The sequence below is a fragment of the Streptomyces sp. NPDC048254 genome (assembly GCF_043201895.1).
Lineage (GTDB): Bacteria > Actinomycetota > Actinomycetes > Streptomycetales > Streptomycetaceae > Streptomyces.
The window spans coordinates 65,388-86,861 of the sequence record NZ_JBICZJ010000009.1 but is presented as its reverse complement, the minus strand read 5'-3'; the positions used below and the strand labels follow the sequence as shown (position 1 = coordinate 86,861).

20 protein-coding genes are annotated in these 21,474 nt (G+C 71.1%); 11 read left to right on the top strand and 9 right to left on the bottom strand.

What is annotated here, in order from left to right; translation table 11 throughout:
• Positions 1-195 precede the first annotated feature (195 nt).
• Positions 196-1,734, bottom strand: coding sequence for a CehA/McbA family metallohydrolase (locus ACGFZQ_RS24965; RefSeq protein ID WP_393842167.1), 1,539 nt, complete (start codon positions 1,732-1,734; stop codon positions 196-198).
• A 154-nt stretch (positions 1,735-1,888) separates the two neighbouring features.
• Here ACGFZQ_RS24965 and ACGFZQ_RS24960 point away from each other — a divergent pair, with 154 nt between their 5' ends.
• The 3 genes from ACGFZQ_RS24960 to ACGFZQ_RS24950 all read left to right on the top strand — a co-directional run bounded on the left by ACGFZQ_RS24960 (position 1,889) and on the right by ACGFZQ_RS24950 (position 6,239).
• Positions 1,889-2,734 carry an LLM class F420-dependent oxidoreductase gene (locus ACGFZQ_RS24960; RefSeq protein WP_393842166.1) on the top strand — a complete coding sequence of 282 codons (846 nt, stop codon included), beginning with the start codon at positions 1,889-1,891 and terminating at the stop codon, positions 2,732-2,734.
• 222 nt (positions 2,735-2,956) lie between these two features.
• Entirely contained in the window at positions 2,957-5,545 is a 2,589-nt protein-coding gene (locus ACGFZQ_RS24955; protein ID WP_393842165.1) for a bifunctional FO biosynthesis protein CofGH, read from the top strand.
• Between the two features lie 124 nt (positions 5,546-5,669).
• Positions 5,670-6,239, top strand: coding sequence for a hypothetical protein (locus ACGFZQ_RS24950; protein WP_351737347.1), 570 nt, complete (start codon positions 5,670-5,672; stop codon positions 6,237-6,239).
• 22 nt (positions 6,240-6,261) lie between these two features.
• Here the strand turns inward: ACGFZQ_RS24950 and ACGFZQ_RS24945 are convergent, their stop codons facing one another.
• Positions 6,262-7,101, bottom strand: coding sequence for a helix-turn-helix domain-containing protein (locus ACGFZQ_RS24945; protein WP_393842164.1), 840 nt, complete (start codon positions 7,099-7,101; stop codon positions 6,262-6,264).
• Positions 7,102-7,204: 103 nt separating this feature from the next.
• Here ACGFZQ_RS24945 and ACGFZQ_RS24940 point away from each other — a divergent pair, with 103 nt between their 5' ends.
• Positions 7,205-7,804 carry an NADPH-dependent FMN reductase gene (locus ACGFZQ_RS24940; RefSeq protein ID WP_393842163.1) on the top strand — a complete coding sequence of 200 codons (600 nt, stop codon included), beginning with the start codon at positions 7,205-7,207 and terminating at the stop codon, positions 7,802-7,804.
• Here ACGFZQ_RS24940 and ACGFZQ_RS24935 read toward each other — a convergent pair.
• Together ACGFZQ_RS24935 and ACGFZQ_RS24930 are read right to left on the bottom strand one after the other, a co-directional pair.
• Positions 7,792-8,292 carry a DUF2165 domain-containing protein gene (locus ACGFZQ_RS24935; protein ID WP_393842162.1) on the bottom strand — a complete coding sequence of 167 codons (501 nt, stop codon included), beginning with the start codon at positions 8,290-8,292 and terminating at the stop codon, positions 7,792-7,794. The genes ACGFZQ_RS24940 and ACGFZQ_RS24935 overlap by 13 nt on opposite strands.
• Before the next feature lie 40 nt (positions 8,293-8,332).
• On the bottom strand, positions 8,333-8,767 hold the full coding sequence (locus ACGFZQ_RS24930; protein ID WP_393842161.1) for a VOC family protein: 435 nt from the start codon (positions 8,765-8,767) through the stop codon (positions 8,333-8,335).
• An 85-nt stretch (positions 8,768-8,852) separates the two neighbouring features.
• On the opposite strand from ACGFZQ_RS24930, the gene ACGFZQ_RS24925 reads away from it, so the two are divergent.
• Positions 8,853-11,495, top strand: a complete 2,643-nt coding sequence (locus ACGFZQ_RS24925; RefSeq protein WP_393842160.1) for a tetratricopeptide repeat protein — start codon at positions 8,853-8,855, stop codon at positions 11,493-11,495.
• Here the strand turns inward: ACGFZQ_RS24925 and ACGFZQ_RS24920 are convergent.
• Positions 11,460-11,648 carry a DUF397 domain-containing protein gene (locus ACGFZQ_RS24920; protein ID WP_393842159.1) on the bottom strand — a complete coding sequence of 63 codons (189 nt, stop codon included), beginning with the start codon at positions 11,646-11,648 and terminating at the stop codon, positions 11,460-11,462. The genes ACGFZQ_RS24925 and ACGFZQ_RS24920 overlap by 36 nt on opposite strands.
• Entirely contained in the window at positions 11,645-12,457 is an 813-nt protein-coding gene (locus ACGFZQ_RS24915) for a helix-turn-helix transcriptional regulator (protein ID WP_393842158.1), read from the bottom strand. Before ACGFZQ_RS24915 ends, ACGFZQ_RS24920 begins: the two co-directional genes overlap by 4 nt.
• A gap of 113 nt (positions 12,458-12,570) precedes the next feature.
• On the opposite strand from ACGFZQ_RS24915, the gene ACGFZQ_RS24910 reads away from it, so the two are divergent.
• The 5 genes from ACGFZQ_RS24910 to ACGFZQ_RS24890 all read left to right on the top strand — a co-directional run bounded on the left by ACGFZQ_RS24910 (position 12,571) and on the right by ACGFZQ_RS24890 (position 16,045).
• Positions 12,571-13,011 (top strand): ATP-binding protein, encoded by a 441-nt coding sequence (locus ACGFZQ_RS24910; RefSeq protein ID WP_393842157.1) that lies wholly within the window; start codon positions 12,571-12,573, stop codon positions 13,009-13,011.
• A gap of 226 nt (positions 13,012-13,237) precedes the next feature.
• Positions 13,238-14,038 carry a helix-turn-helix domain-containing protein gene (locus tag ACGFZQ_RS24905; RefSeq protein WP_393842156.1) on the top strand — a complete coding sequence of 267 codons (801 nt, stop codon included), beginning with the start codon at positions 13,238-13,240 and terminating at the stop codon, positions 14,036-14,038.
• Between the two features lie 108 nt (positions 14,039-14,146).
• Complete coding sequence (locus tag ACGFZQ_RS24900) at positions 14,147-14,494, top strand: DUF6247 family protein (RefSeq protein WP_393842442.1); 348 nt, start codon at positions 14,147-14,149, stop codon at positions 14,492-14,494.
• Complete coding sequence (locus ACGFZQ_RS24895; RefSeq protein ID WP_393842155.1) at positions 14,491-14,751, top strand: hypothetical protein; 261 nt, start codon at positions 14,491-14,493, stop codon at positions 14,749-14,751. The genes ACGFZQ_RS24900 and ACGFZQ_RS24895 overlap by 4 nt, the downstream gene beginning before the upstream one ends.
• A gap of 178 nt (positions 14,752-14,929) precedes the next feature.
• Positions 14,930-16,045, top strand: a complete 1,116-nt coding sequence (locus ACGFZQ_RS24890) for an ADP-ribosylglycohydrolase family protein (protein WP_393842154.1) — start codon at positions 14,930-14,932, stop codon at positions 16,043-16,045.
• A gap of 47 nt (positions 16,046-16,092) precedes the next feature.
• On the opposite strand, the gene ACGFZQ_RS24885 is transcribed toward ACGFZQ_RS24890, so the two are convergent.
• Positions 16,093-17,661 carry a sodium:solute symporter family protein gene (locus ACGFZQ_RS24885; RefSeq protein ID WP_393842153.1) on the bottom strand — a complete coding sequence of 523 codons (1,569 nt, stop codon included), beginning with the start codon at positions 17,659-17,661 and terminating at the stop codon, positions 16,093-16,095.
• 228 nt (positions 17,662-17,889) lie between these two features.
• On the bottom strand, positions 17,890-18,678 hold the full coding sequence (locus tag ACGFZQ_RS24880) for an SDR family oxidoreductase (protein WP_393842152.1): 789 nt from the start codon (positions 18,676-18,678) through the stop codon (positions 17,890-17,892).
• Positions 18,679-18,758: 80 nt separating this feature from the next.
• Between ACGFZQ_RS24880 and ACGFZQ_RS24875 the strand changes: the two genes are divergently transcribed.
• Entirely contained in the window at positions 18,759-19,601 is an 843-nt protein-coding gene (locus ACGFZQ_RS24875) for a hypothetical protein (protein WP_393842151.1), read from the top strand.
• Positions 19,602-19,606: 5 nt separating this feature from the next.
• Here ACGFZQ_RS24875 and ACGFZQ_RS24870 read toward each other — a convergent pair whose 3' ends face one another.
• Entirely contained in the window at positions 19,607-21,325 is a 1,719-nt protein-coding gene (locus ACGFZQ_RS24870; protein ID WP_393842441.1) for an MFS transporter, read from the bottom strand.
• Positions 21,326-21,474 lie beyond the last annotated feature (149 nt).

The following is a 21,474-nucleotide window of genomic DNA, read 5'->3' as shown; positions in this document are numbered from 1 at the left end:
GCCCAACTTCCATCTCTGCACCGGGACTTGTGCACGTCACGTGAGTTGAGACGCCACGGATGGGGCACACGGTTCAGTGCCGCGCCCGTCCGCGCCCGTCCGCGCCCGTCCCCCCCGGCGCCGGGCACCTCGGCCTGGCCCTCCCGTCCGGCCCTCAGTCGTGCCTTGAACGCGCGTCGAAGCCGGTGTGCTGTCTCACCGTCCCAGGAAGATCGGGTTGGTCAGTGCCGCCAGGGCGCCGGGGACGGGGCCCGCTGCTGTTTCGTGGCGGAGTTCCGCCCGCACGTACGCCGCGTACTGCGGGGTCGTCTGCCACTCGACCACGCCCGAGCCGGCCACCGGGAGCGGGGCGCTGGTCAGCAGGACGCCCTCGTCGGTGATGAAGCGGACCGTGCAGCGCGGCACCCCGGAGGCCTCCAGGCGGACGGTCACCGGGGTGTCGGCGGCCACCTCCAGCCGCTCGCCGATCCCGGCCCGCTCGCCGCGCCCGCCCGTCGCCGTGAAGCTCACCTGCACGTTCTTCGACTCGGCGACGTAGGAGCGGCCCGCGCGCAGGCCCTCCTGGATCGCCTCGCGGGTCAGGTCGTCGGCGAGGACGACGGTCTGGGGCATGCCGACGGCGTCCGGGTCGCGGTGCGCGTCGCTGTTGCCCATCGCCGGCAGCCACTCCTTGTTGCCGCGCACCGAGGCGACCAGCGTGGCGTCCCAGGCGGACAGGGCCACCTCGTCGTCGGGGGTGTAGGGGCCGTTCCACACCTCGACCGCGTCCGCGTCCCCGAACCCGAACTTCCAGGCGCAGCCCACGCACGTGGCGTGCGGATGCGCCGGTACGACCAGACCGCCGGCCTTGTGGATCTGGTGCGCGAACTTCCCGAACCGGTTGTCGCGGGCCCGGTAGCGCCAGTCGACGAAGGTCCCGGGGTCCGTGCCGAGGGCGACGACGTGGCCGTTGCGGGTGGTGATCTCCTCGCCGAGCATGATCAGCAGGTCGTCGCCGGCCTGGTCCGCCCAGTGCGCGTGCGAGGAGTGCGTGTTGTGGTCCGAGGAGTTGATGAAGTCCAGGCCGGCGGCACGGGCGAGGGCCGCGATCTCGGCGGGGGTGCGGCGGCCGTCGGAGTACCAGGAGTGCAGGTGGCAGTCGCCGCGGTACCAGTCCCGGCCCCGGCCCTTCGCACGGGACGGCGGGTACACCGGGCGGACGGGGGTGCCGGGCTCGCCGTACGTCAGCGTGATCGTCAGCTCGTAGTTCAGGCCCTGCGGGGCGACCGTGTAGGGGCCGAGGGCGACATGCCAGGTGCCGGCGCGGACCGGGCCGGGAAGGTAGCCGGGGGTCGCGTCGTCGGCGCGGACGAAGAACTCCGTGCGCGCCCCGCCCGACCAGCCCCGGAAGCCCTTGCCGCCCAGCTCGGTGCCGTGCTGGTCGAAGATGCCGATGTCGAGCGCGTTGCCCGTGGTGCCGGCCGGGACGCTCGGCCGGTCGTAGGTGTAGGAGACCTTGATCTCCCGGACGCCGGCGGGGACCTCGACCGGTACGTACACGAAGTCCGGGCAGCCGGGCGGCAGCGTGCCGCGTACCGTCTTCGTCTCCTGAGTCCCCGGAGTCCCCGGAGTCCCCGGAGTCCCCTGGCCCTGACCGTCCGCCGCTGCGAAGCTCACGCTTCCCAACGTAAGGGCTGCCGCCGCGCCCGTCACGAACAGTGCGCGTCTGCCGATGCCGTGCGTGTCCTCACACATACCGGTGACTCTCCTCTCCCGACGTGAACTCCCCTGGAAGGACAGGGAATCCACAGGCATCCGTATGCCACGTGTGTAGCCGTGTGAAAGGTGGGGCGGGTGATGCCGACCAGTCGGTATGGACATATCGCGCCACTCCCGGTACAGATGGCCCATGCGTATAGCCGTCACGATCTTCCTCACCGACGAGACCATCGCCCCCGTCCGGCTCGCCCGTGAACTGGAGGCACGCGGTTTCGCCGGGCTGTACCTGCCCGAGCACACGCACATCCCGGTCGAGCGGACCACGCCGTACCCGGCCGGCGGCGACCTGCCCCCCGAGTACGGCCGTACCCTCGACCCCTTCGTCGCCCTCGGCCAGGCCGCCGCCGTCACCGAACGCCTCGGCCTCGGCACCGGCATCACCCTGGTCGCCCAGCACGACCCGATCGACCTCGCCAAGCAGATCGCCACCCTCGACCACCTGTCCGGCGGCCGGTTCACGCTCGGCGTCGGCTTCGGCTGGAACGTCGAGGAGGCCGCGGACCACGGCGTGGCCTGGCGGACGAGGCGGGAGCTGGGCCGGGACCGGATGGCGTTGATGCGGGCGCTGTGGGCGGACGAACCGACCGCCTACGAGGGGGAGTTCGGGAGCGTACGGGCGTCGTCCGCGTATCCCAAGCCCGTCCAGAAGCCGCGCGGGCCGGTCGTCGGTCCGCGCACGCTGGTCGGCGGAGCGGCGGGGCCGAAGCTGTTCGCGCACATCGCGGAGTACGCCGACGGGTGGCTGCCGATCGGCGGGCGCGGGCTCGCCGAGTCGCTGCCGGTCCTGCGGGGCGTGTGGGCGGACGCCGGGCGCGACCCGGCGGCGCTTCAGGTGGTGCCGTACGCGGTGCTGCCGGCGCCGGGGAAGCTCGCGCACTATGCCGAGTTGGGCATCGAGGAGGTCGTGCTCCAGCTGCCGCCGGCGGGGGAGGCGGAGGTGCTGGGGGTGCTGGACGCGTACGCGGAGTATCTGTAGTCGGCTGCGGGTGCGTGGGGGTTGCTCGCGCAGTTCCCCGCGCCCCTGAAGAGGCGCTCGCTGCGGCGCCCCTGTCTTTCAGGGGCGCGGGGCTGTGTCGAGGTGCGGCTACCGCCGCGTGGGCGCGACCAGCCACGACGCACCCGCGCTCCGCCATGCACCGCAGTCCCCTCGGAACCCCCGTCCCGGCTGAACCGGCGGAGCCCTCCGTATGCTCGAAGAATGACGACTTCCGCGACCCCCGGAACCGGCGGCCCCACCGAGAACTCCATGCGTCGCGCCCTCAAACGCGCCCGGGACGGCGTCGCCCTCGACGTCTCCGAGGCCGCCGTGCTGCTCCAGGCGCGCGGCGAGGCACTCGACGACCTCGCCGCGTCCGCCGCCCGGGTGCGCGACGCCGGTCTGGAACAGGCCGGCCGCCCGGGTGTCATCACGTACTCGAAGAGCGTCTTCATCCCCCTCACCCGCCTGTGCCGCGACAAGTGCCACTACTGCACGTTCGTCACCGTCCCCGGCAAGCTCCGCCGGGCCGGGCACGGCATGTTCATGTCCCCGGACGAGGTCCTCGACGTGGCCCGCAAGGGCGCGGCCCTCGGCTGCAAGGAAGCCCTGATCACCCTCGGCGACAAGCCCGAGGACCGCTGGCCGGAGGCGCGCGAGTGGCTCGACGCGCACGGTTACGACGACACGATCGCCTACGTCCGGGCCATCTCCATCCGCATCCTGGAGGAGACCGGCCTGCTGCCCCACCTCAACCCGGGCGTGCTGTCCTGGACCGACTTCCAGCGGCTCAAGCCGGTCGCGCCGAGCATGGGCATGATGCTGGAGACGACGGCCACCCGGCTGTGGTCCGAGCCCGGCGGCCCGCACCACGGTTCCCCCGACAAGGAACCCGCCGTCCGGCTGCGGGTCCTGGAGGACGCGGGCCGTTCCTCGGTCCCGTTCACCTCGGGCATCCTGATCGGCATCGGCGAGACGTACGAGGAGCGGGCCGAGTCCCTCTTCGCACTGCGCCGCGTGGCCCGGTCGTACCACGGCGTCCAGGAGCTGATCATCCAGAACTTCCGCGCCAAGCCGGACACGGCGATGCGCGGGATGCCGGACGCCGAGCTGGACGAACTGGTCGCGGCCGTGGCGGTGGCCCGGCTGGTCATGGGGCCGGCCGGCAACATCCAGGCGCCGCCCAACCTCGTCGACAGCGAGTACGAGCGGCTGATCGCGGCGGGTATCGACGACTGGGGCGGGGTGTCGCCGCTCACCATCGACCACGTCAACCCGGAACGCCCCTGGCCGCAGATCGAGGAACTGGCGGCGAAGTCGGCGGCCGCCGGCTTCGAGCTGCGGGAACGTCTCTGCGTGTACCCGGAGTTCGTCCGCCGCGGAGAGCCCTGGCTGGACCCGCGGCTGCGCCCGCACGTGGCCGCGCTGGCCGACCCGGAGACGGGGCTGGCGCGGGCGGACGCGACCGTCGAGGGCCACCCGTGGCAGGAGCCCGAGGAGGTCTTCGTCGCGACCGGCCGCACCGACCTGCACGCCACCATCGACACCGAGGGCCGTACCGGCGACCGCCGCGACGACTTCGACGAGGTGTACGGCGACTGGGGCGCCCTGCGCGAGGCGGCCGCCCCCGGCATGGCACCCGAGCGCATCGACACCGACGTCCGCCAGGCTCTGGCGACCGCGGCCGACGACCCCACGAAGCTGACGGACACCGAGGCCCTCGCCCTGTTCCACGCGGACGGTCCGGCGCTGGACGCGCTGACCAGGATCGCCGACGACGTCCGGAAGTCGGCGGTCGGCGACGACGTCACCTACATCGTCACCCGCAACATCAACTTCACCAACGTCTGCTACACCGGCTGCCGGTTCTGCGCCTTCGCCCAGCGCCGCACGGACGCCGACGCGTACACCCTCTCCCTGGACCAGGTGGCCGACCGGGCCCAGCAGGCGTGGGACCTCGGCGCGGTCGAGGTCTGCATGCAGGGCGGTATCCACCCCGACCTGCCCGGCACGGCCTACTTCGACATCGCGAAGGCGGTGAAGGAGCGGGTCCCCGGCATGCATGTGCACGCCTTCTCGCCGATGGAGGTGGTGAACGGCGCGACGCGCACCGGCATGTCGATCCGGGAGTGGCTGACCGCGGCGAAGGAGGCGGGCCTGGACACCATCCCCGGGACGGCGGCGGAGATCCTGGACGACGAGGTCCGCTGGGTCCTGACCAAGGGCAAGCTGCCCGCCGCCACCTGGATCGAGGTCGTCACGACCGCCCACGAGGTGGGCATCCGCTCCTCGTCCACGATGATGTACGGCCACGTCGACCAGCCCCGGCACTGGCTGGGCCACCTGCGCACCCTGGCCGGCATCCAGCAGCGGACCGGCGGCTTCACGGAGTTCGTGACCCTGCCCTTCATCCACACCAACGCGCCCGTCTACCTGGCGGGCATCTCCCGCCCCGGCCCGACCATGCGCGACAACCGGGCGGTGACGGCGATGGCCCGGCTCCTCCTCCACCCCTACATCCCGAACATCCAGACAAGCTGGGTGAAACTGGGCACGGAGGGGGCGGCGGAGATGCTCCGCTCGGGCGCGAACGACCTGGGCGGCACGCTGATGGAGGAGACCATCTCGCGGATGGCGGGGTCGTCGTACGGCTCGTACAAGTCGGTACGGGACCTGATCGCCGTGGCCGAGGCGGCGGGCCGTCCCGCGAAGCCCCGTACGACGGTGTACGGCGAGGTGCCGGAGGAGCGTCAGCGGGCGGCGGAGGCGTCCGACGGGCACCTGCCGGAGCTGCTGCCGGTGCTGGACTGAGGGGGCCGGGACCGGACCGGGAGCGGACCTGGACCGGACCGAGCGGGCGGGCAGCGCACAGTACGATGATCCGACCCCTGTGCGAATACGTAGGGGGCCCTCATAACGGAGGAGATGCGTACCCGTGGCTGCCCGACTGCTGCCCTCCTGGGTCTGGGTCACCGGTCTGACGACCGGGGCGACGGTGGCCGTCGTCTTCCTCGCCCTACAGGCCGACAAGGGGCCGCACCCCACGGCCGCGGCGGTCCGCCCGTCGGCGAGCGCGTCGGCGGGCGCCCACCCCTCCGCGTCCCCGAAGCCCACGAAGGCTCCCGAGGTACCGGCGGCCTCCGGTACCGGTCGCCGGGTTGTCTACTCGCTCGGTGCCAAGCGGGTGTGGACGGTCGACGCGAGCGACAAGGCGACCCGCACGTTCACGGTGTGGCCGGGGACGGTGAGCCCCGACCCCGGCACGTACACGATCTCCAAGACCCTGGCGTCCACGACCGGCTCGGACGGCGTCCAGATCGAGCACGTCCTCTACTTCGCCGCGAAGTCGGGGCTGTCGGTCGCCTTCTCCAACGCGGTCGACGGCTCCTCTCCGCCACCCGCCGCGGGCAAGCAGACCAGCGGCATCCGCATGCACAAGGCGGACGGCGCGGCCCTGTGGACGTTCGGCACGGAACCGAACACCAAGGTGACGGTGGTCAAGTAGCCGTCGGTGGCCGTCGGATCCGTCAGGAGATGGCGCGCAGTCTTGGAGCCGGGAGCCGGCGGAGTCGCTCGACGGCCTCCGCCGTCTGCTCGTCGGCGGGCAGCAGGACGACCAACTGCTGGGTGTCCTCGGCGAGTTCGAGGGTCTCGCGGCGCAGCCGGAGTTCCGGGCCGGCCGGGTGGGCGAGACGCAGGATGCCGCGTTTCGGGATCGTGTGCCGGTTGAGGCGCCGGGTGAACTCGGGCCCGGCGACCGGGGCGAGTTCGGTCGTGAACCACTCGGAGCTCTCGACGGACGGCCCGAGCCGGATGTCGAAGGCCTGCTCGTCCGCGATGTCCTCCCAGTCGGGGAAGAGGGCGCGGGCGCGGGGGTCGGTGAAGACGTACCGGGTGAGGTTCGGCACGGCGTCGGCATCGAGCAGTCCGGTTCCGCCCAGCACCGCCTCGTAGGCGCCGGTGCGGGCGAGGATGTCGCCGAGCCGGTTGGTGACCAGGGCGAGGCCGGGTTCGAGGAGGCGGAGTGTCTCCCTGACGGTGGGCCGTACCTCACGGTTCGGGGGCGCGGGCCGGGCGTGGGACACGCACTCACTGCCGGTGATCTTGGTGAGATAGCGCAGATGGGTCCGCTCGGTGGGGTCGAGGCTGAGGGCGTCGGCAAGGGCGTTGACCACGGCCACCGACGGATGGCGGTCCCGCCCCTGCTCGATACGGGTCAGATACTCGACGCTGATCCCGGCCCGGTTGGCGAGGTCGAGCCGGCGCAGCCCCGGCGACCGGCGACGCCCGCGCTCGGGCAGCCCGAGCGCCGCCGGCTGGATGCTGTCCCGCTTCGCCCGGACGAAGTCCCCCAGTGGTGTCCCCATACCGTCGAGGATAGGCACGGCGGCTGTCGCTCAGCGTGGCCCTGCGGGGGCCAGCCTGGCCTCGGTCTGGCTGGGGCCGCGCGGGACCCCGATGGTGAGGTCCATGGATGAGAACAAGCGGCACAGGCTCGTGATTCTGATCGGAAGCGTCCGGGAGGGCCGGTTCGGCCCGGTGGTGGCTCGGTGGGTGGCCGAACAGGCGCGCACACACGGCGGGTTCGAGGTGGAGGTCGTGGACCTGGCCGCCTACGACATCCCCCTCGCGCTCCCCGCCGAGTCACCGAAGCACTCGGGCGACGCCTACCCCCGCCCCTCCGGAATGCGGTCCCTGACGGCGGCCCTGGCGGCGGCGGACGCGTTCGTGATCGTCACCCCCGAGTACAACCACAGCTACCCGGCGGCGCTGAAGGCCGCCATCGACTGGCACTTCGACCAGTGGACGGCGAAGCCGGTCGCGTTCGTGAGCTACGGCGGCGCGGCGGGCGGCCGGCATGCGGTGCTGCACCTGGAGAACGTGCTCACGGAACTCCACGCGGTGACCGTCCGGGACGGCCTGGCCTTCCCGAACTACTTCACCGCGTGGCAGGACGGCCGCCCGGTGGACGCCGGGACGGAGGGCTATGCCAAGACCCTGCTGGACCAACTGGCCTGGTGGACGGCCACCCTGCGCGCGGGCCGCGAGGCGGCGCCCTATCCCTCCTGATCCGCGGGGCTCAGCTGGACGACGACGAGCGCGATCCCGGTGAGCACCAGTACCCGGGTCGCCGCGTCGAGACCGTTCCAGGTCTTGGACTGCCACATGGAGAACCACTCACCGCCGACGGCGATGAACCCGGCGCCGAAGAGCAGCACGAGCATCAGCAGACCGTAGGTGGACAGGCGCCGCGCCCGGCCGCTGTCGCGCCGGAACCACAGCGCGGTCCCGGCGACGAGCACGAGCGCGGCGACCGTCTCCCACACGATGATGGCGACGTAAGCGGTGTTCTGGAGCCCTCTGTTGGTAATGGCCCGCCACATCAGGTCGTCGTCCTTGAACGTCGTGTCCATGGCCAGCACATGCTGGACGAACGCCTGGTTGGTGCCGAAGTCGGTGATGTTCCCCAGGGCGACCAGGGCGATGTAGAGAGCGACGGTGCCGGTGAGAAGGGCAGCGGCGAGCGAGAGCGCACGAGGCGCGTGGGAGGTGGACATGCCACGGTCCTTCCCGCTCCTCGCCGTTCACACCCTCCGTTCAGTCGATGCAGAACTCGTTGCCCTCGATGTCCTGCATCGGGATGCACGACTCGTTGACGCCGTCGGCATACAGCGTCTGCACGTGTACCGCGCCGAGCGGGACCAGTCGTGCGCATTCGGCCTCGAGTGCGGCGAGGCGCTCCTCACCCACGAGGCCGGTGCCGACGCGCACGTCGAGGTGCACCCGGTTCTTGACGACCTTCCCCTCGGGAACACGCTGGAAGTACAGGCGCGGGCCCACCCCGGTGGGATCGAGGCAGGCGAACCACGAATCCCGCTCCTCAGGCGGCTGCGAGGACTTGTAATCGTCCCAGGTCGCAAACCCCTCCGGTGGTGGCGGCACGACGTACCCCAACACCTCGCACCAGAAGCGAGCGAGGCGCTCGGGTTCGGCGCAGTCAAAGGTGACTTGGAACTTCCTGATCTCTGACATCGGCGCAACATACCAGGGGGGATGGCCACTTGGCCGCTGGAGCCTCTGCCAGACTTCGGGTGGAGCGGCTGCGGGGGTGGTTCTGATGGGGTCGACACGGCCGTCGATGCAGGAGCTGATCGGGCGGCGCCGGAGGGCCGGGTTCGTCGGGCGGCTCGACGAGCGGGCCGTGTTCCGGCGGAACCTCGCCCTGCCACCGGAGGATGAGAGGCACCGGTTCCTCTTCCATGTGCACGGTGACGCGGGAGTCGGGAAGACCCGCCTGGTAAGGGAGTTGGAGCAGATCGCCCGGGAGACCGGGGCGCTGACAGCCTATGTCGACGAGGGCGTGGCCAGTGTGCCCGAGGTGATGGCGGCGACGACGCGTCAGTTCGCCGCGCAGGGACGGCGGTTCAAGGAGCTGGAGCGGCTGCTGGTCGCGCACCGGGAGCGGCGGTACGAGGCTGAGTCCGCCCTGATGATGGGCGGACCGGAGGAGCGGGAGGAGCCGTCGGCGGGGAGCCTGGCGGTGGCGCGGGCGGCGCAGGTGGGGCTCGGGATGGTCCCGGTGGCCGGCGCCTTCGCCGCCGCCCTGGACGCCGACCGCCTCGCTCAGGGCGCCGACCGGCTCCGGGCCCGCTTCCGCAGCCAGGAGGACGCCCAACTGGTGCTCTCCCCCGAGCAGGTGCTCACCCCCGTGCTGCTGAGGGAACTGGCCGGCGCGGCCGACGCCGCCCCCTGGATCGTCCTCTTCCTCGACACCTACGAGCGCACCGGCCCGTTCCTCGACCCCTGGCTGCACGACGTGATGACCACCGACCGGTACGGCGCCCTCCCGGCCAACGTCGTCGTGGTCACCTCCGGCCAGCACCCGTTCGACACGGCCCGCTGGGGCAGTTTCGTGGACTTCAGGACGGACCTGCCGCTCGGCCCGTTCACGGAGGCGGAGGCCCGAGGGCTGCTCGCGGACAAGGGGGTGCGGGACGAGTCGGTGGTCGCCGAGGTACTGCGTCTGACGGGCGGGCTTCCGGTACTCGTCTCCACGCTGGCCGAGTCCGGGCCCGTCGGCCCCGGGGAGGTGGGGGATCCGAGCGCCACGGCGGTCGACCGGTTCCTGAAATGGGAGCGGGACCCCGTGCGCAGAGCCGCCGCGCTGGCGGGCGCGCTGCCTCGGCAGCTGGACGAGGACGTGTTCCGCACGGCCGTGGGCTGTCCCGAGGACGACGCCCGGTCGCTGTTCGCCTGGCTGACGGGCATGCCGTTCGTCACTGAGCGCTTGGAAGGCGTGCAGTACCACGACGTCGTACGGGCCCCGATGCTCCGCCTGCAGCGCCTGCGTTCCCCGCGCTGGTGGCGGGAGAGCCACACCCGCCTCGCCGAGGCGTTCGGCCGATGGCGAGCGGAAGCCGAGAGGGACCGGCATTCGCATGAGTGGTGGTCGGACGAACGGTGGCGGGAGCTCCGCCTCGCGGAGTCGTATCACCTGATGTGCGCAGGACCTCCGTTCCCGCTGCCCGCTCTGTCACGGGATCTCGTGGATGCCTGCTTCGAAGGCGACGCGGTGGCGCGGCGATGGGCACGCACTCTGGTGCAGGCGGGCGAGGACACAGACGCGCAGCGGATCGGCGCACTGGGCAACGACGTGCTCGCGGCGCTCGACCGAGGCGGGGTCCTCGGAGCCCTGGGGGTGCTGTTGGCGAAGGGGAGCCTCGATGTGCTGGGGCGAGCCGAGGCATACAGAGTGCGGGGAGTCGTGCTGGGCAAGGCAGGGGAGCACGCCGCGGCCCTGAACCAGTTCGATCGGGCCATCGAACTCAATCCGGCGTCGGCGTCGGCGTACGAGTGCCGGGCCCTCGCGCGAGCGAACCAGCGTGACTACGCAGGAGCCGTGGCCGACATGGATGTGGTCGACCGGCTGGCCCCGAACACCGCCAGAACCCTCGCCGCGCGCGGTGACTACCACCGGATGACAGGGGACCTCGAAGCGGCTCTGCGGGATCTGGACACGGCGATCGAGCTCGATCCGACGAGACAGACGGCGTGGGCGGTCCGAGGAGCCGCCCGGCACCAGCTCGGTGATCTCGACTCGGCGGCGGCCGACCTGGACCGGGCGCTGGATCTGGATCCGGACTTCGTGTGGGCCCTGGTACGCCGAGCGCGTCTCTGGCGAACACGCGGCGATCACGAACGGCGCCTGGCCGACCTGGACCGTGCCGTCGCCCTGGGGCGTGACCTGCCATGGGTGTTGTGCGAGCGCGGCGACGCCTTGGTCCGTGCCGGTCGCCACGAAGCCGCTCTCGCGGACTACGACCGTGCCCTCGCCCTGAACGGCGAGTACGCCTCGGCGTACGCGAGCCGCGGAGCCTGCCGAACGGCGATGGGCGAACCGGATCGGGCACTGGCGGACCTGGACCGTGCGCTGGAACTCAACCCGGAGTACTTCTGGGCACTGTGGCAGCGAGCCGGAACGTACCTCGCGCTCGGCACGCTCGAAAGGGCCGCGTCCGATGCCGCGCGGATGCGGGCCCTCGACCCCGACCACTGGCAGTCACATCAGGTCGTCCTGCGCATCCGCATACGACAACTGGTGAACGACGAGTCGTGGGACCGCCTCACGCGACTTCGGGACGGGCTGGAGACCACGCACCCGGAACTCCCGGCGGCCGAACGGGCCGACATCACCGAGCGCCTGACCGAACTCCTCGCCGGGCGATCAGCGCCTGGCGAACGCCGTGAACTCGACCCATGAGGCGTCCCCGAACGCGAGCCGTGCGCCGTCCTTGTCCTTGGAGTCGCGGACGTGGACGGTGGCGGTGACGGGGGATATGGCGACCTCGACGCACTCGGGGCCGTCGTTGCTGCTGTAGCTGCTCTTGAACCAGTTCAGCGCGGTGGGGGTCATGCCTTTTCTCCCAGCACTTTGTCAATGAAGGCCAGCGACTCCCGGGGCGTGAGAGCCTGCGCCCGGATCATTCCATAGCGCATCTCCAGGATCTGTACTTCCCGGGGATCACTGATCAGGCGACTGTGCAGCTGGGCCTCCGAGTGCCCGAGCGTTTTGCCGTCCCGGAGTTTCAGCAGCTGGAGCGAGCCGCCCATTCCCGCGTGGTCCTCACGGTCCGTGGGCATCACCTGGATCGCGACATGCCTCAATGTGCCGATGTCCAGAAGGTGTTCTAGCTGTTGCCGCAGCACCATTTTGCCTCCGATGGGCCGCCGCAGTGTCACCTCTTCCAGGACGAAGGTGAGTTCCGCCAGGGGCACCCGCTCGAAGACGCTCTGCCGTGCCACGCGTCCAGCGACCTGGCGTTCGATCTCGTCCTCCGGGTATGCGGGCCGCCGCATCGCGAACAACGCCCGCGCGTACTCAGGTGTCTGGAGAAGGCCGTGCATGTTGTGGTTGGCGTAGGCCCCGAGTTCGACCGCGTCGCCCTCCAGCCTGGCCAGATCCCGAACCTTCTTCGGATACCGAGCCCTCTCCACGTCCTCCTTCATGAACGCGAGCTTCCCGCCCGCCCCCAGCACCTCATCGGCCTTCGCCAGGAAGTCCGGCTTGGGGATCCGCCGCCCCCGCTCCACGGCCGACACCATCTCCTCGCTGTACCCGATGGCGGCGCCGAGTTCGGCCTGCCGCATCCCGGCGGCCTCCCGCCACACCTTGATCTGCCGCCCGACCGCCCTGAGTACGGCCTCGGCCTCCTCGTCCTCCACGCCCGCTCCCTCCGACGTACCACCCGTACGGCACCGACCGACACCCGGACAGTCACTCTCTGTGCCTGGTGTGTCGCTGTTCAGAGTAGAGAGCCGCGACCACGCTGGGTGACATGAACCAGAAATCCCTCCCACGAGAAGTGACAGCCCCCGCGCGCCACTTCACGGTCCAGCTGTCCGCGACGCGAAGGGGTGCCCGCCTCGCGCGGCTGCTCACGGAACGCCAACTGGACGACTGGGGGCTGGCGTACGAGGCGGCCGTGCACGTCGTGGCCGAGCTGGCGTCCAACGCCGTGCTGCACGGACGCGTCGCGGGACGGGACTTCCGGCTGGGGCTACGGCTGCGCCCCGACCGCACACTCCGTATCGAGGTGACCGACGCCCGGGGCGACCGCGTCCCGTACGTCCACGACCCGGTGGGCGCCGACGCGGAGTCGGGGCGAGGCCTGTTGATCGTGGGGGCGTATGCCGACCGTTGGGGCACGGCCGAGGCACCGGCCGGGTGCAAGGTCGTCTGGGCGGAGCTGGGGGCACCGGATCGCGAGGACCCATGACCCGGCGTTTCCCGACGCCAAAGACCAAAGAACCGGGGCAAGAACCCAACCCTCCCCTACCGTCCCCGTCGATCACCCGCCGGAGTGAATATGCCGAACTCAGCTGGCGCGGAGGGGCAGTTGTGCGGCAGCGTCTGCGGCGACAAGTCCACACATACTTCGGCCCTCGCGGGGACTGCCATCCCACTGCGAGGGCCTGATCATCAAGGAAGAAAGAGCCTTCCCCATGACTGCTCAGCAGCCTAGCGCGCCCGCGCCCGCGAAGACCCGGCGTTCCCACTCCGGTGTCACCCATGTGAAGGAACGCCTTGACGGCAACTTCACCGTAGTCAGCAACGAACTGCTCCAGCACCCGGAGTTGTCCTCCACGGCGAAGGGCATCGGGAGCTACATCCAGTCACTGCCCGAGGGCTCCCCGGTCGGCATCAAGGCGCTCGCCGAGCAGTTGCCCGAGGGGGAGATCAGGATCGCCTCGGCCCTGCGCGAGCTGGAGCGGTACGGGTTCTATCTGCGCACCAAGGAACGTCTCCCGTCGGGCCAGGTCGTGACCCGGACGTTCGCGTACAACAGGCCGCGCCGCGCGGTGGTCGAAGCCGCCAGGGCCCCTGAGCCCCGTACCCGGCCGAGGACTCCTGCCCCGCCGAAGGCGCCTCAGACCCCGCGCAAGGCCCCCGACCTGCTCGCCGGGCTCCGCGCATACGACTCCCGGCTGCTTCTCAGCGAGCGGGAGGTGCATCGTCTGACACCGGCCGTCTCCGCGTGGCTGGAGCGTGGCGTGCCGCCCACCGCCGTCGTACGCGTTCTCACGAGCGACCTGCCGCAGGATCCGATCAAACACCCGGCGGCCTTCCTGGCTCATCGTCTCGCCAGCCAACTGCCTCCCCACCTCCCGGCCCCGGCCCCGCGTGACGCGTCCGCGCCGACCCGCCCGGATCCGCTCCAGAACTGCGACGGCTGCGACCACGCGTTCCGTGCACCTGGGCCGGGGCGGTGCCGCGATTGCCGTGCGGCCGGCGCGGCTGCTTAGAAAACCGGGACGCCGGAAGTGAGCTCCATGACCACTGCCGCCAAGGCGCCGCGCCGCCGACTGCCCGGGTACCGTACGAGGACCGAGCCACCCGCACCGGAGGCCCCCGTGAGCGCCCAGACCGACGGCCCGATCGAACCGCTGATCCCCATGCCCGAGCTCACCCCGGACGGTCTGCGAGCGGCGGTCGCGCGCATCGCTCCGAGCCGGATCCCGGCCCTCACCCAGCACCTCTTCGAGGCTACGACGAACGCGCAGCAGACCCAGAGCCTCGCGCCACTGCGAGCCTTTGTGCATTCGTGGGCCGTGTTCGTGGCGGTTCAACGCCATCCGGAACGTGCCGCACGCCTGCGTGAGCTGGAGCGGATCGTGGACGCCGGGGAGCAGGACCCGGCGGGCGCCATCACGGAGATCCGGGCCATCCGGGAGGCGGCCGAGGCGGAGGCCGGTCTGTGACGGAGTGGGCCTGGGACTTCAACCCGAGCGCCGAGTACGTCATGGCCGGCCTGCCGCCCGGAGTGGTCGCGGAGGTGGAGCGGCTTGCGACCGAGCTGGCAGCCCTTGGGCAGGACTCCGTGAAGATCGGTAGGCCACTCGACCGGGAGGGCGGGTTGCGAGAGTTCGACATCCTCGGTGGCCGCGGATTCATCAGTTTTCTGCCCGTACCGCGCCACGAGTGTGTGTACGTGTGCAACGTCACCTGGTACGGCTGACGCCCGCCGCGCCGTCGCCCGACCAATCCGGCCAGGCCGCCCTACCTGGCCGAAAACCGCCCACTCGGGGCCACACAACCCACACTCCGCGTCCCTAACTGTCCTCTGAACGGACCGTTCCCGGTCGATTACAGTGCTGGCTGTCGTACGTACGGACGGTGCCCGTGAGGAGGTCATGGTGGGTGCGACAGTGGGTACCGTCTGGGGCCGTGCCGAGCAGCAGGACTTCCGGAGCCGGGTGCGGGGCACGTTGCTGGGGTCGGCGGTCGGGGACGCGCTCGGCGGGCCCGTCGACGGGCTGACGCTGGAGGAGATCCGGGCCGCGTACGGGCCGGAGGGGCTGGTCGATCTCGGGTTCGGGTACGGGCGGCGCGGGACGGTGACCCATCACACCCAGCTGACCCTGTTCACCGTGGACGGATTGATAAGAGCCCAGGTGAGACGGGACACCGGCGCCTGGCATCCGCCTACCGACCTGCATCGCGCCTATCTGCGGTGGGCGGCCACCCAGCGGGACTGGGGGCCCGACGAGCGGCGGAAGGACGACGGCTGGCTGGCCCGGGAGGAGTGGCTGTACGCCAGGAGAGATCCGACCCGCGCGCTGCTCATCGGCCTCGGGGACGAGAACATGGGGACCCTGGAGTCGCCGAAGAACCCCGACGACATGGGGCCGGAGGCCGTCGCCCGGTCCGCGCCGTTCGGGCTGCTCGTCGGCTGGGAGCCGCAGCTCGTCATCCAGCTGGCCGTGGAGTGCGCGGCACAGACCCACGGGCATCCGACCGCCTGTCTGTCCGCGGGCGCGTACGCCGTGATCGTGCACGCGCTGGGCCGGGGGGACTCGCTCGACGGGGCCGTCCAGCGGGCGCTGGCCCTGCTCGCCGCCAGGCCGGGGCACCAGCCCGTCTCGGACGCGTTGCAGCACGCGCTCGGCGCCGTACGGCAGGGGATGCCCTCCCCGGCCCGGGTCGAGGAGCTGACCGGGGACGGGGCGGCGGACGGGACGCTCGCCGCGGCCGTGTACTGCGCGCTCGTCGGCGAGGACGTACGGCACGGGCTCTGCCTGGCCGTCAACCAGGCCGGACCCTCCGCCGTCGGCGCCCTCACCGGCGGCCTGCTCGGCGCCCTGCACGGCGAGACGGCCCTCCCGCCGGCCTGGGTGGCCGAACTGGAGGGCCGTCCTACGATCCTGGAGCTGGCCGACGACTTCGCGATGGAGATGACCCAGGGCCCGGCCCTGCACGGGCCGGCGGGCGCGTCCCCGGGCTGGCTGTCCCGCTACCCGCGAGGCGCCTGAGCCGACCGGCCCAGAGACCGCCGGCCGGCCCAGGGGACCACCGCCGGTCAGTCCCGCAGTGCCTCCCCGCCGCCCGCCGGAGCCTGGGCCGGTACCGGGGCCGTCGCCGCCGCGCTGTCCCCGTCCGTGTTCACGGTCTCGATGATCGCGAGGCGCTCCGGGGTGTCCTCCGGCTTCAGGTAGCCGATGAGGATGTAGAGGACCAGGGAGACGGCCAGCGGGACCGACACCTGGTACTGGAGCGGTACGCCGCCGTCGACGTTCCAGTTGATCGGGTAGTTGACCAGCCAGAAGGCCAGCAGGCCCGCCGCCCAGCTGGTGAGCGCGGCCGTCGGGCCGGAGCGGCGGAACGGGCGGAGCAGGCCCAGCATCATCGGGATCGCGATCGGGCCCATCAGGCCGGCCACCCACTTGATGACCACGGTGATGATGTCCTTGAACGTGGGGGAATTGACCTGGGTGGCCACCGCCATGGACAGACCGAGGAAGACCACCGTCGTCACCCGGGCCGCGATCAGGCCGGAGCGCTCGCTCCAGGACCGGGCCCGCGACGACAGCACCGGCGCCACGTCACGGGTGAAGACGGCCGCGATCGCGTTGGCGTCGGAGGAGCACATCGCCATCGTGTGGGAGAAGAAGCCGACGACCACCAGGCCCAGCAGGCCGTGGGGGAGGAGCTGTTCGGTCATCAGGCCGTAGGAGTCGGAACCGTCCGGCTTCTGGGCGTGGACCAGGAGCGGCGACATCCACATCGGGAAGAACAGGACCACCGGCCAGATCAGCCACAGGGCCGCGGAGAGGCGGGCGCTGCGCTCGGCCTCCTTCGGTCCGGCCGTCGCCATGTAGCGCTGGGCCTGGTTGAGCATGCCGCCGTTGTACTCGAAGAGCTTGATGAAGAGGAAGGCCAGCAGGAACACCGTGCCGTAGGGGCCGACCAGCGGCTTGCCGTGGCCGTGCAGGGCCGGCTGGTCGAAGGCGTCGAAGAAGCCGATGCCCTTGTCGTTCAGCTTCAGGACGACGGCGACGAACATCGAGACGCCGGCCAGCAACTGGATGATGAACTGGCCCAGTTCGGTCAGCGCGTCCGCCCACAGGCCGCCGATCGTGCAGTAGACCGCGGTGATCGCACCGGTGATGAGGATGCCCTGGTTGAGGGACACACCCGTGAACACCGACAACAGGGTGGCGATCGCGGCCCACTTGGCGGCCACGTCCACGATCTTCAGCAGCATGCCGGACCAGGCCAGCGCCTGCTGCGTGGACAGGTTGTAGCGGTTCTTCAGGTATTCGAGGGGGGACGCCACATGGAGCCGGGAGCGCAGGCGGTTGACGCGCGGTGCGAAGAGTTTCGAGCCGATCGCGATGCCCAGCGCGATCGGGAAGGACCAGGTGACGAACGACGTCACGCCGTAGGTGTAGGCGATGCCCGCGTAGCCGGTGAACATCACCGCGCTGTAGCCCGACATGTGGTGCGAGATGCCGGAGAGCCACCAGGGCATCTTTCCGCCGGCCGTGAAGAAGTCGCTGACGTTGTCCACGCGCTTGTGCGACCAGATGCCGATCGCGACCATCACGCCGAAGTAGCCGATGAGCACGGCCCAGTCGAGCCCGTTCATGTGCCCCCCTTCCAGGGTCCGCCTTCTGAACTCCGCTCAGCAGGTTGGCACTTCGCATAAGCGGAGTGGGGACGGGGAAGGCCGCGAAGTGCCCGCTCATCGTGGGTTCGGTTACGCGGGCACGACAAGCGGGCGTAGGGTCAAGGGGAAGTAAAATCGTTCGCCTTGCTGACCTTGATTCATGTGTGTGAACGGACTGGCGTGTTCTCGATGGCCGGAACCAGCACCTCAGCGCATCAGCTCCCCCGCGTTGACCAGCAGCGACTGTCCCGTGATGGCCCGCGCCCGGTCCGACGCCAGGAACACCGCCGCGTCCGCCACGTCCCCGTCCGTCGCCAGCTCCGGCAGCGCCATCCGCCCCGTCAGCCGCCCCAGCACCTCGTCCTCCGGCACCCCCTCCGTGTGCGCCGTGAACTGGACGTACGCCTGCACCGGCGGCCCCCACATCCAGCCCGGCAGCACCGTGTTGACCCGGATCCGGTACGGCCCCAGCTCCCGCGCCAGCGAGTACATCGCGCTGGTCAGCGCCCCCTTCGAGGCGGCGTACGCGGCCTGCTTCACCTGCGAGGGCGCGGCGACGGCCGACTGCGTACCGACGAAGACCACCGAGCCGCCGCCCGCCGCCTTCAGTGCCGGCAGGCATGCCCGGGTCATCCGCAGCGTCCCCAGCAGGTTCACGTCGACCACCGACGCCCAGGTCGCGAAGTCCGCGTCCTCGACCCCGCCGAAGTAGGAGTCCCAGGCGGCCACGTGCACCACCGCGTCGATGCCCCCGAAGCGCTCCCGGGCCAGCTCAGCCAGCGCCTCGCACTGGCCCTCGTCGGTGATGTCGGTGGGGCGGTAGGCGGTCCGGCCGCCCTCCGGATCGATCCCGGCCGCGCTCTTGGCGAGGTTCGCCTCGGTCCGCGCACCGAGCACGGCGTTCCCGCCGTCCCGTACGACGGCCGCCGCGACCTGGTGCCCGAGCCCGGCGCCGACCCCCGAGACGACGACCGTCTTGCCCACGAGCAGTGACATCGATGACCTCCCGGCACTGGCGCTTTATCTGACGGAGCGTCAGAGTATGGGCGAGTGCAGGCGGAAGGAAGGGAAGGCGCATGAGCGAGGACACGCGTAGCGATGTGTACGCCGAGCTGGCCGCGGTCGGCCCCTACGGCGTCCGCCCCGGCCACGCCCTCATCACCATGGTCGAGCCGCACCCCGGGCACGAGTACGCGTACAACCGCTGGTACGAGGACGACCACTACTACGCCGGCGCCATGGCCATGCCCTGGATCTACGCGGGCCGCCGCTGGGTCGCCACCCGCGATCTGCAACTCCTGCGCCACCCCGAGAAGTCGGCGATCGCCCAGCCCGTCACCGCCGGCTGCTACCTCTCCGTCTACTGGATCACCGACGGCCGCTACGCCGACCACATGAAGTGGACGGTCGCCATCAACAGGCGGCTGAACCGGGACGCCCGGGTGTACCAGGACCGTACCCACGTCTTCACGGCGTTCCAGGACCACGAGGCCACGGTGTACCGGGACGGGGCCGCCGGCCCCCGCGACTTCCACGCCCTCGACCACCCGTACGCCGGACTGGTGATGGAGGTCATCGACAGCGAATCGCCCGAGCAGCGGACGGAACTGCTGGAGTGGCTGCGCGGCCGGCACCTGCCGAAGCGGCTCGCCGGTTCACCGACGGCGATGGTCACGGTGTTCCGCCCGACGCCGCTGCCCGGCGACCGGATGACCTATGTGAAGCAGGTGGAGGGCGTCGACACCCGGCTGACGCTGCTGTGGTTCCTGGAGACGGATCCGAGGCAGTGCTGGGACGCCCGCTTCACCGGCCTGGACGAGGACGTCGCCGGGTCCGGACTGGGCAGGGTGGAGCTGGTGGCACCGTTCGTACCGACCGTGCCGGGCACGGACCGCCATGTGGCGGAGCTACGCGGCTGACCCGGTCACTTCAGCTCGTCGGGACACGGCGTGCCCCGCGGCAGCTGGTACGGCGCCGCCAGCCGGTAGGTCCCCGTCTTCGGCGCGAGCAGCATCGTCCACCTGTCGCCCTTCGCGTCCTCCGGCGTCTCCAGCAGGCAGCCGTTGACGTTGACGTACGTCTTCGGCGTGCCATCGGCCCGGTGCTTGGAGGCCTGGGTCTCCTGCGGCGGCTTCAGGCTCTTGCCGTCCGCGTCGACGATGCTCAGCCACGGCGAGTACGGGATCCGGATCAGGATCCGCCCGGCCCTGCGCACCTCGATGGTCAGCTCGCCCTGCTCGGCGCTGTCCACCACCGCGTCGGGCTCGGCGAGCGGCGCCGGATCGGTCACCCGGAACAGCTGCCAGTTGGCGTCGCCCCAGACCTGCTTCAGATACGGCATCCCGCGCTGCACCAGCGCCCGCTCGCGCTCGCCGCCGTCGCCGTCCGGCTCGTCCTTCGGCAGCACCACGAAGTGGACGGCCCAGCGCTGCAGCCACTCGTGGTAGTTCGCGGAGTTGAGGGTGTCGTCGTAGAAGAGCGGGTTGCGCTCCATGTCGGCCTGGCGGTTCCAGCCGCGGGCCAGGTTGACGTACGGCGCGAGCGCGGACGCCTCCCGGTGCGAGCGGGCCGGGACCACCTCGACCCGGCCCTTCTCCGCGCCGACCTGCTGGAGCTGGTTGACGAGCGGGGCGAGTTCGCGGGCCCAGGACGCCGCCGGGGTCGTGTGGACGATGTCGTCGACCGCCTTGAAGCCGATCCAGCCGACGAAGCCGAGGAAGGCGAGGACGGTGACGTAGTACTTGCGCGAACGCGGCACGGTGTACGGCAGGGCCGCGATCAGGGTCGCGCCCGCGAACAGCATCGGCAGCCGCGAGATGTTCGAGCCGATCTGCGAACTGACCAGCCACACCAGCACGACCCCGAGGCTGTACACGGCCGCCGTCAGCCGGACCGTCTTCCACTCCTTGGGGACGAGGAAGAGGCAGAGCAGGCCGTACAGCAGGGGCATGATCACCGAGCCGAAGCCCATCGGCTGGGTGCCGGAGAACGGGAACAGCCAGGCGGAGACGGCGACCACGGCCGCGGGTGCCACGCCGAGCGCCCACGCGCCCGGGCGCCGCTTCTGCAGGAACAGCGCGACCGCGACCAGGCCGACGAAGAGCCCGGCGACCGGCGACGACATGGTGGCCAGGGCCGCCAGCGGGGCCGCGACCAGCGCCTTCGCCCACCGTTTGTAGCGCCAGCGGTACGGCCAGCAGAACACCGCTCCCACCGAGGCCAGCGCGAACACCGTGCCGAGCCCGAAGGTGACGCGCCCGGACAGCGCGTTGCAGATCAGGGCGAACACCCCGGCGAGCGAGGCCCACAGGGGGTTCTTCACCGCGCGGCTGCGGATGAGGAGCAGGGTCAGCAGCCCGGCCGAGACCGTGCCGGCGATCATCATCGTCGTACGGACACCGAGCACCGACATCAGGTACGGCGAGACCACGCTGTACGACACCGGGTGCATACCGCCGTACCAGGCGAGGTTGTACGCCGAGTCCGGGTGCCGGCCGACGAACTCGGCCCAGGCGTCCTGTGCCGCGAGGTCGCCGCCACTGTTCGCGAACGTGAACAGCCAGATGATGTGCAGGACGCCGGCGAGGGCCGTGACCGCCAGTACCGGGTGGCGCGACGGCCACTCGCGCAGGGGTTGGTCCAGATCGAGGAGGTGACGGAGCCCGCCGTTACGCTGCGTGCTCGTCTTGCTCTGCGCGCTCTGCGCGCTCTGCGCGCTCTGCGCGCTCTGCGCGCTCTGCGCGCTCTGCGCGCTCTGCGCGCTCTGCGCGCTCTGCGCGCTCTGCGCGCTCT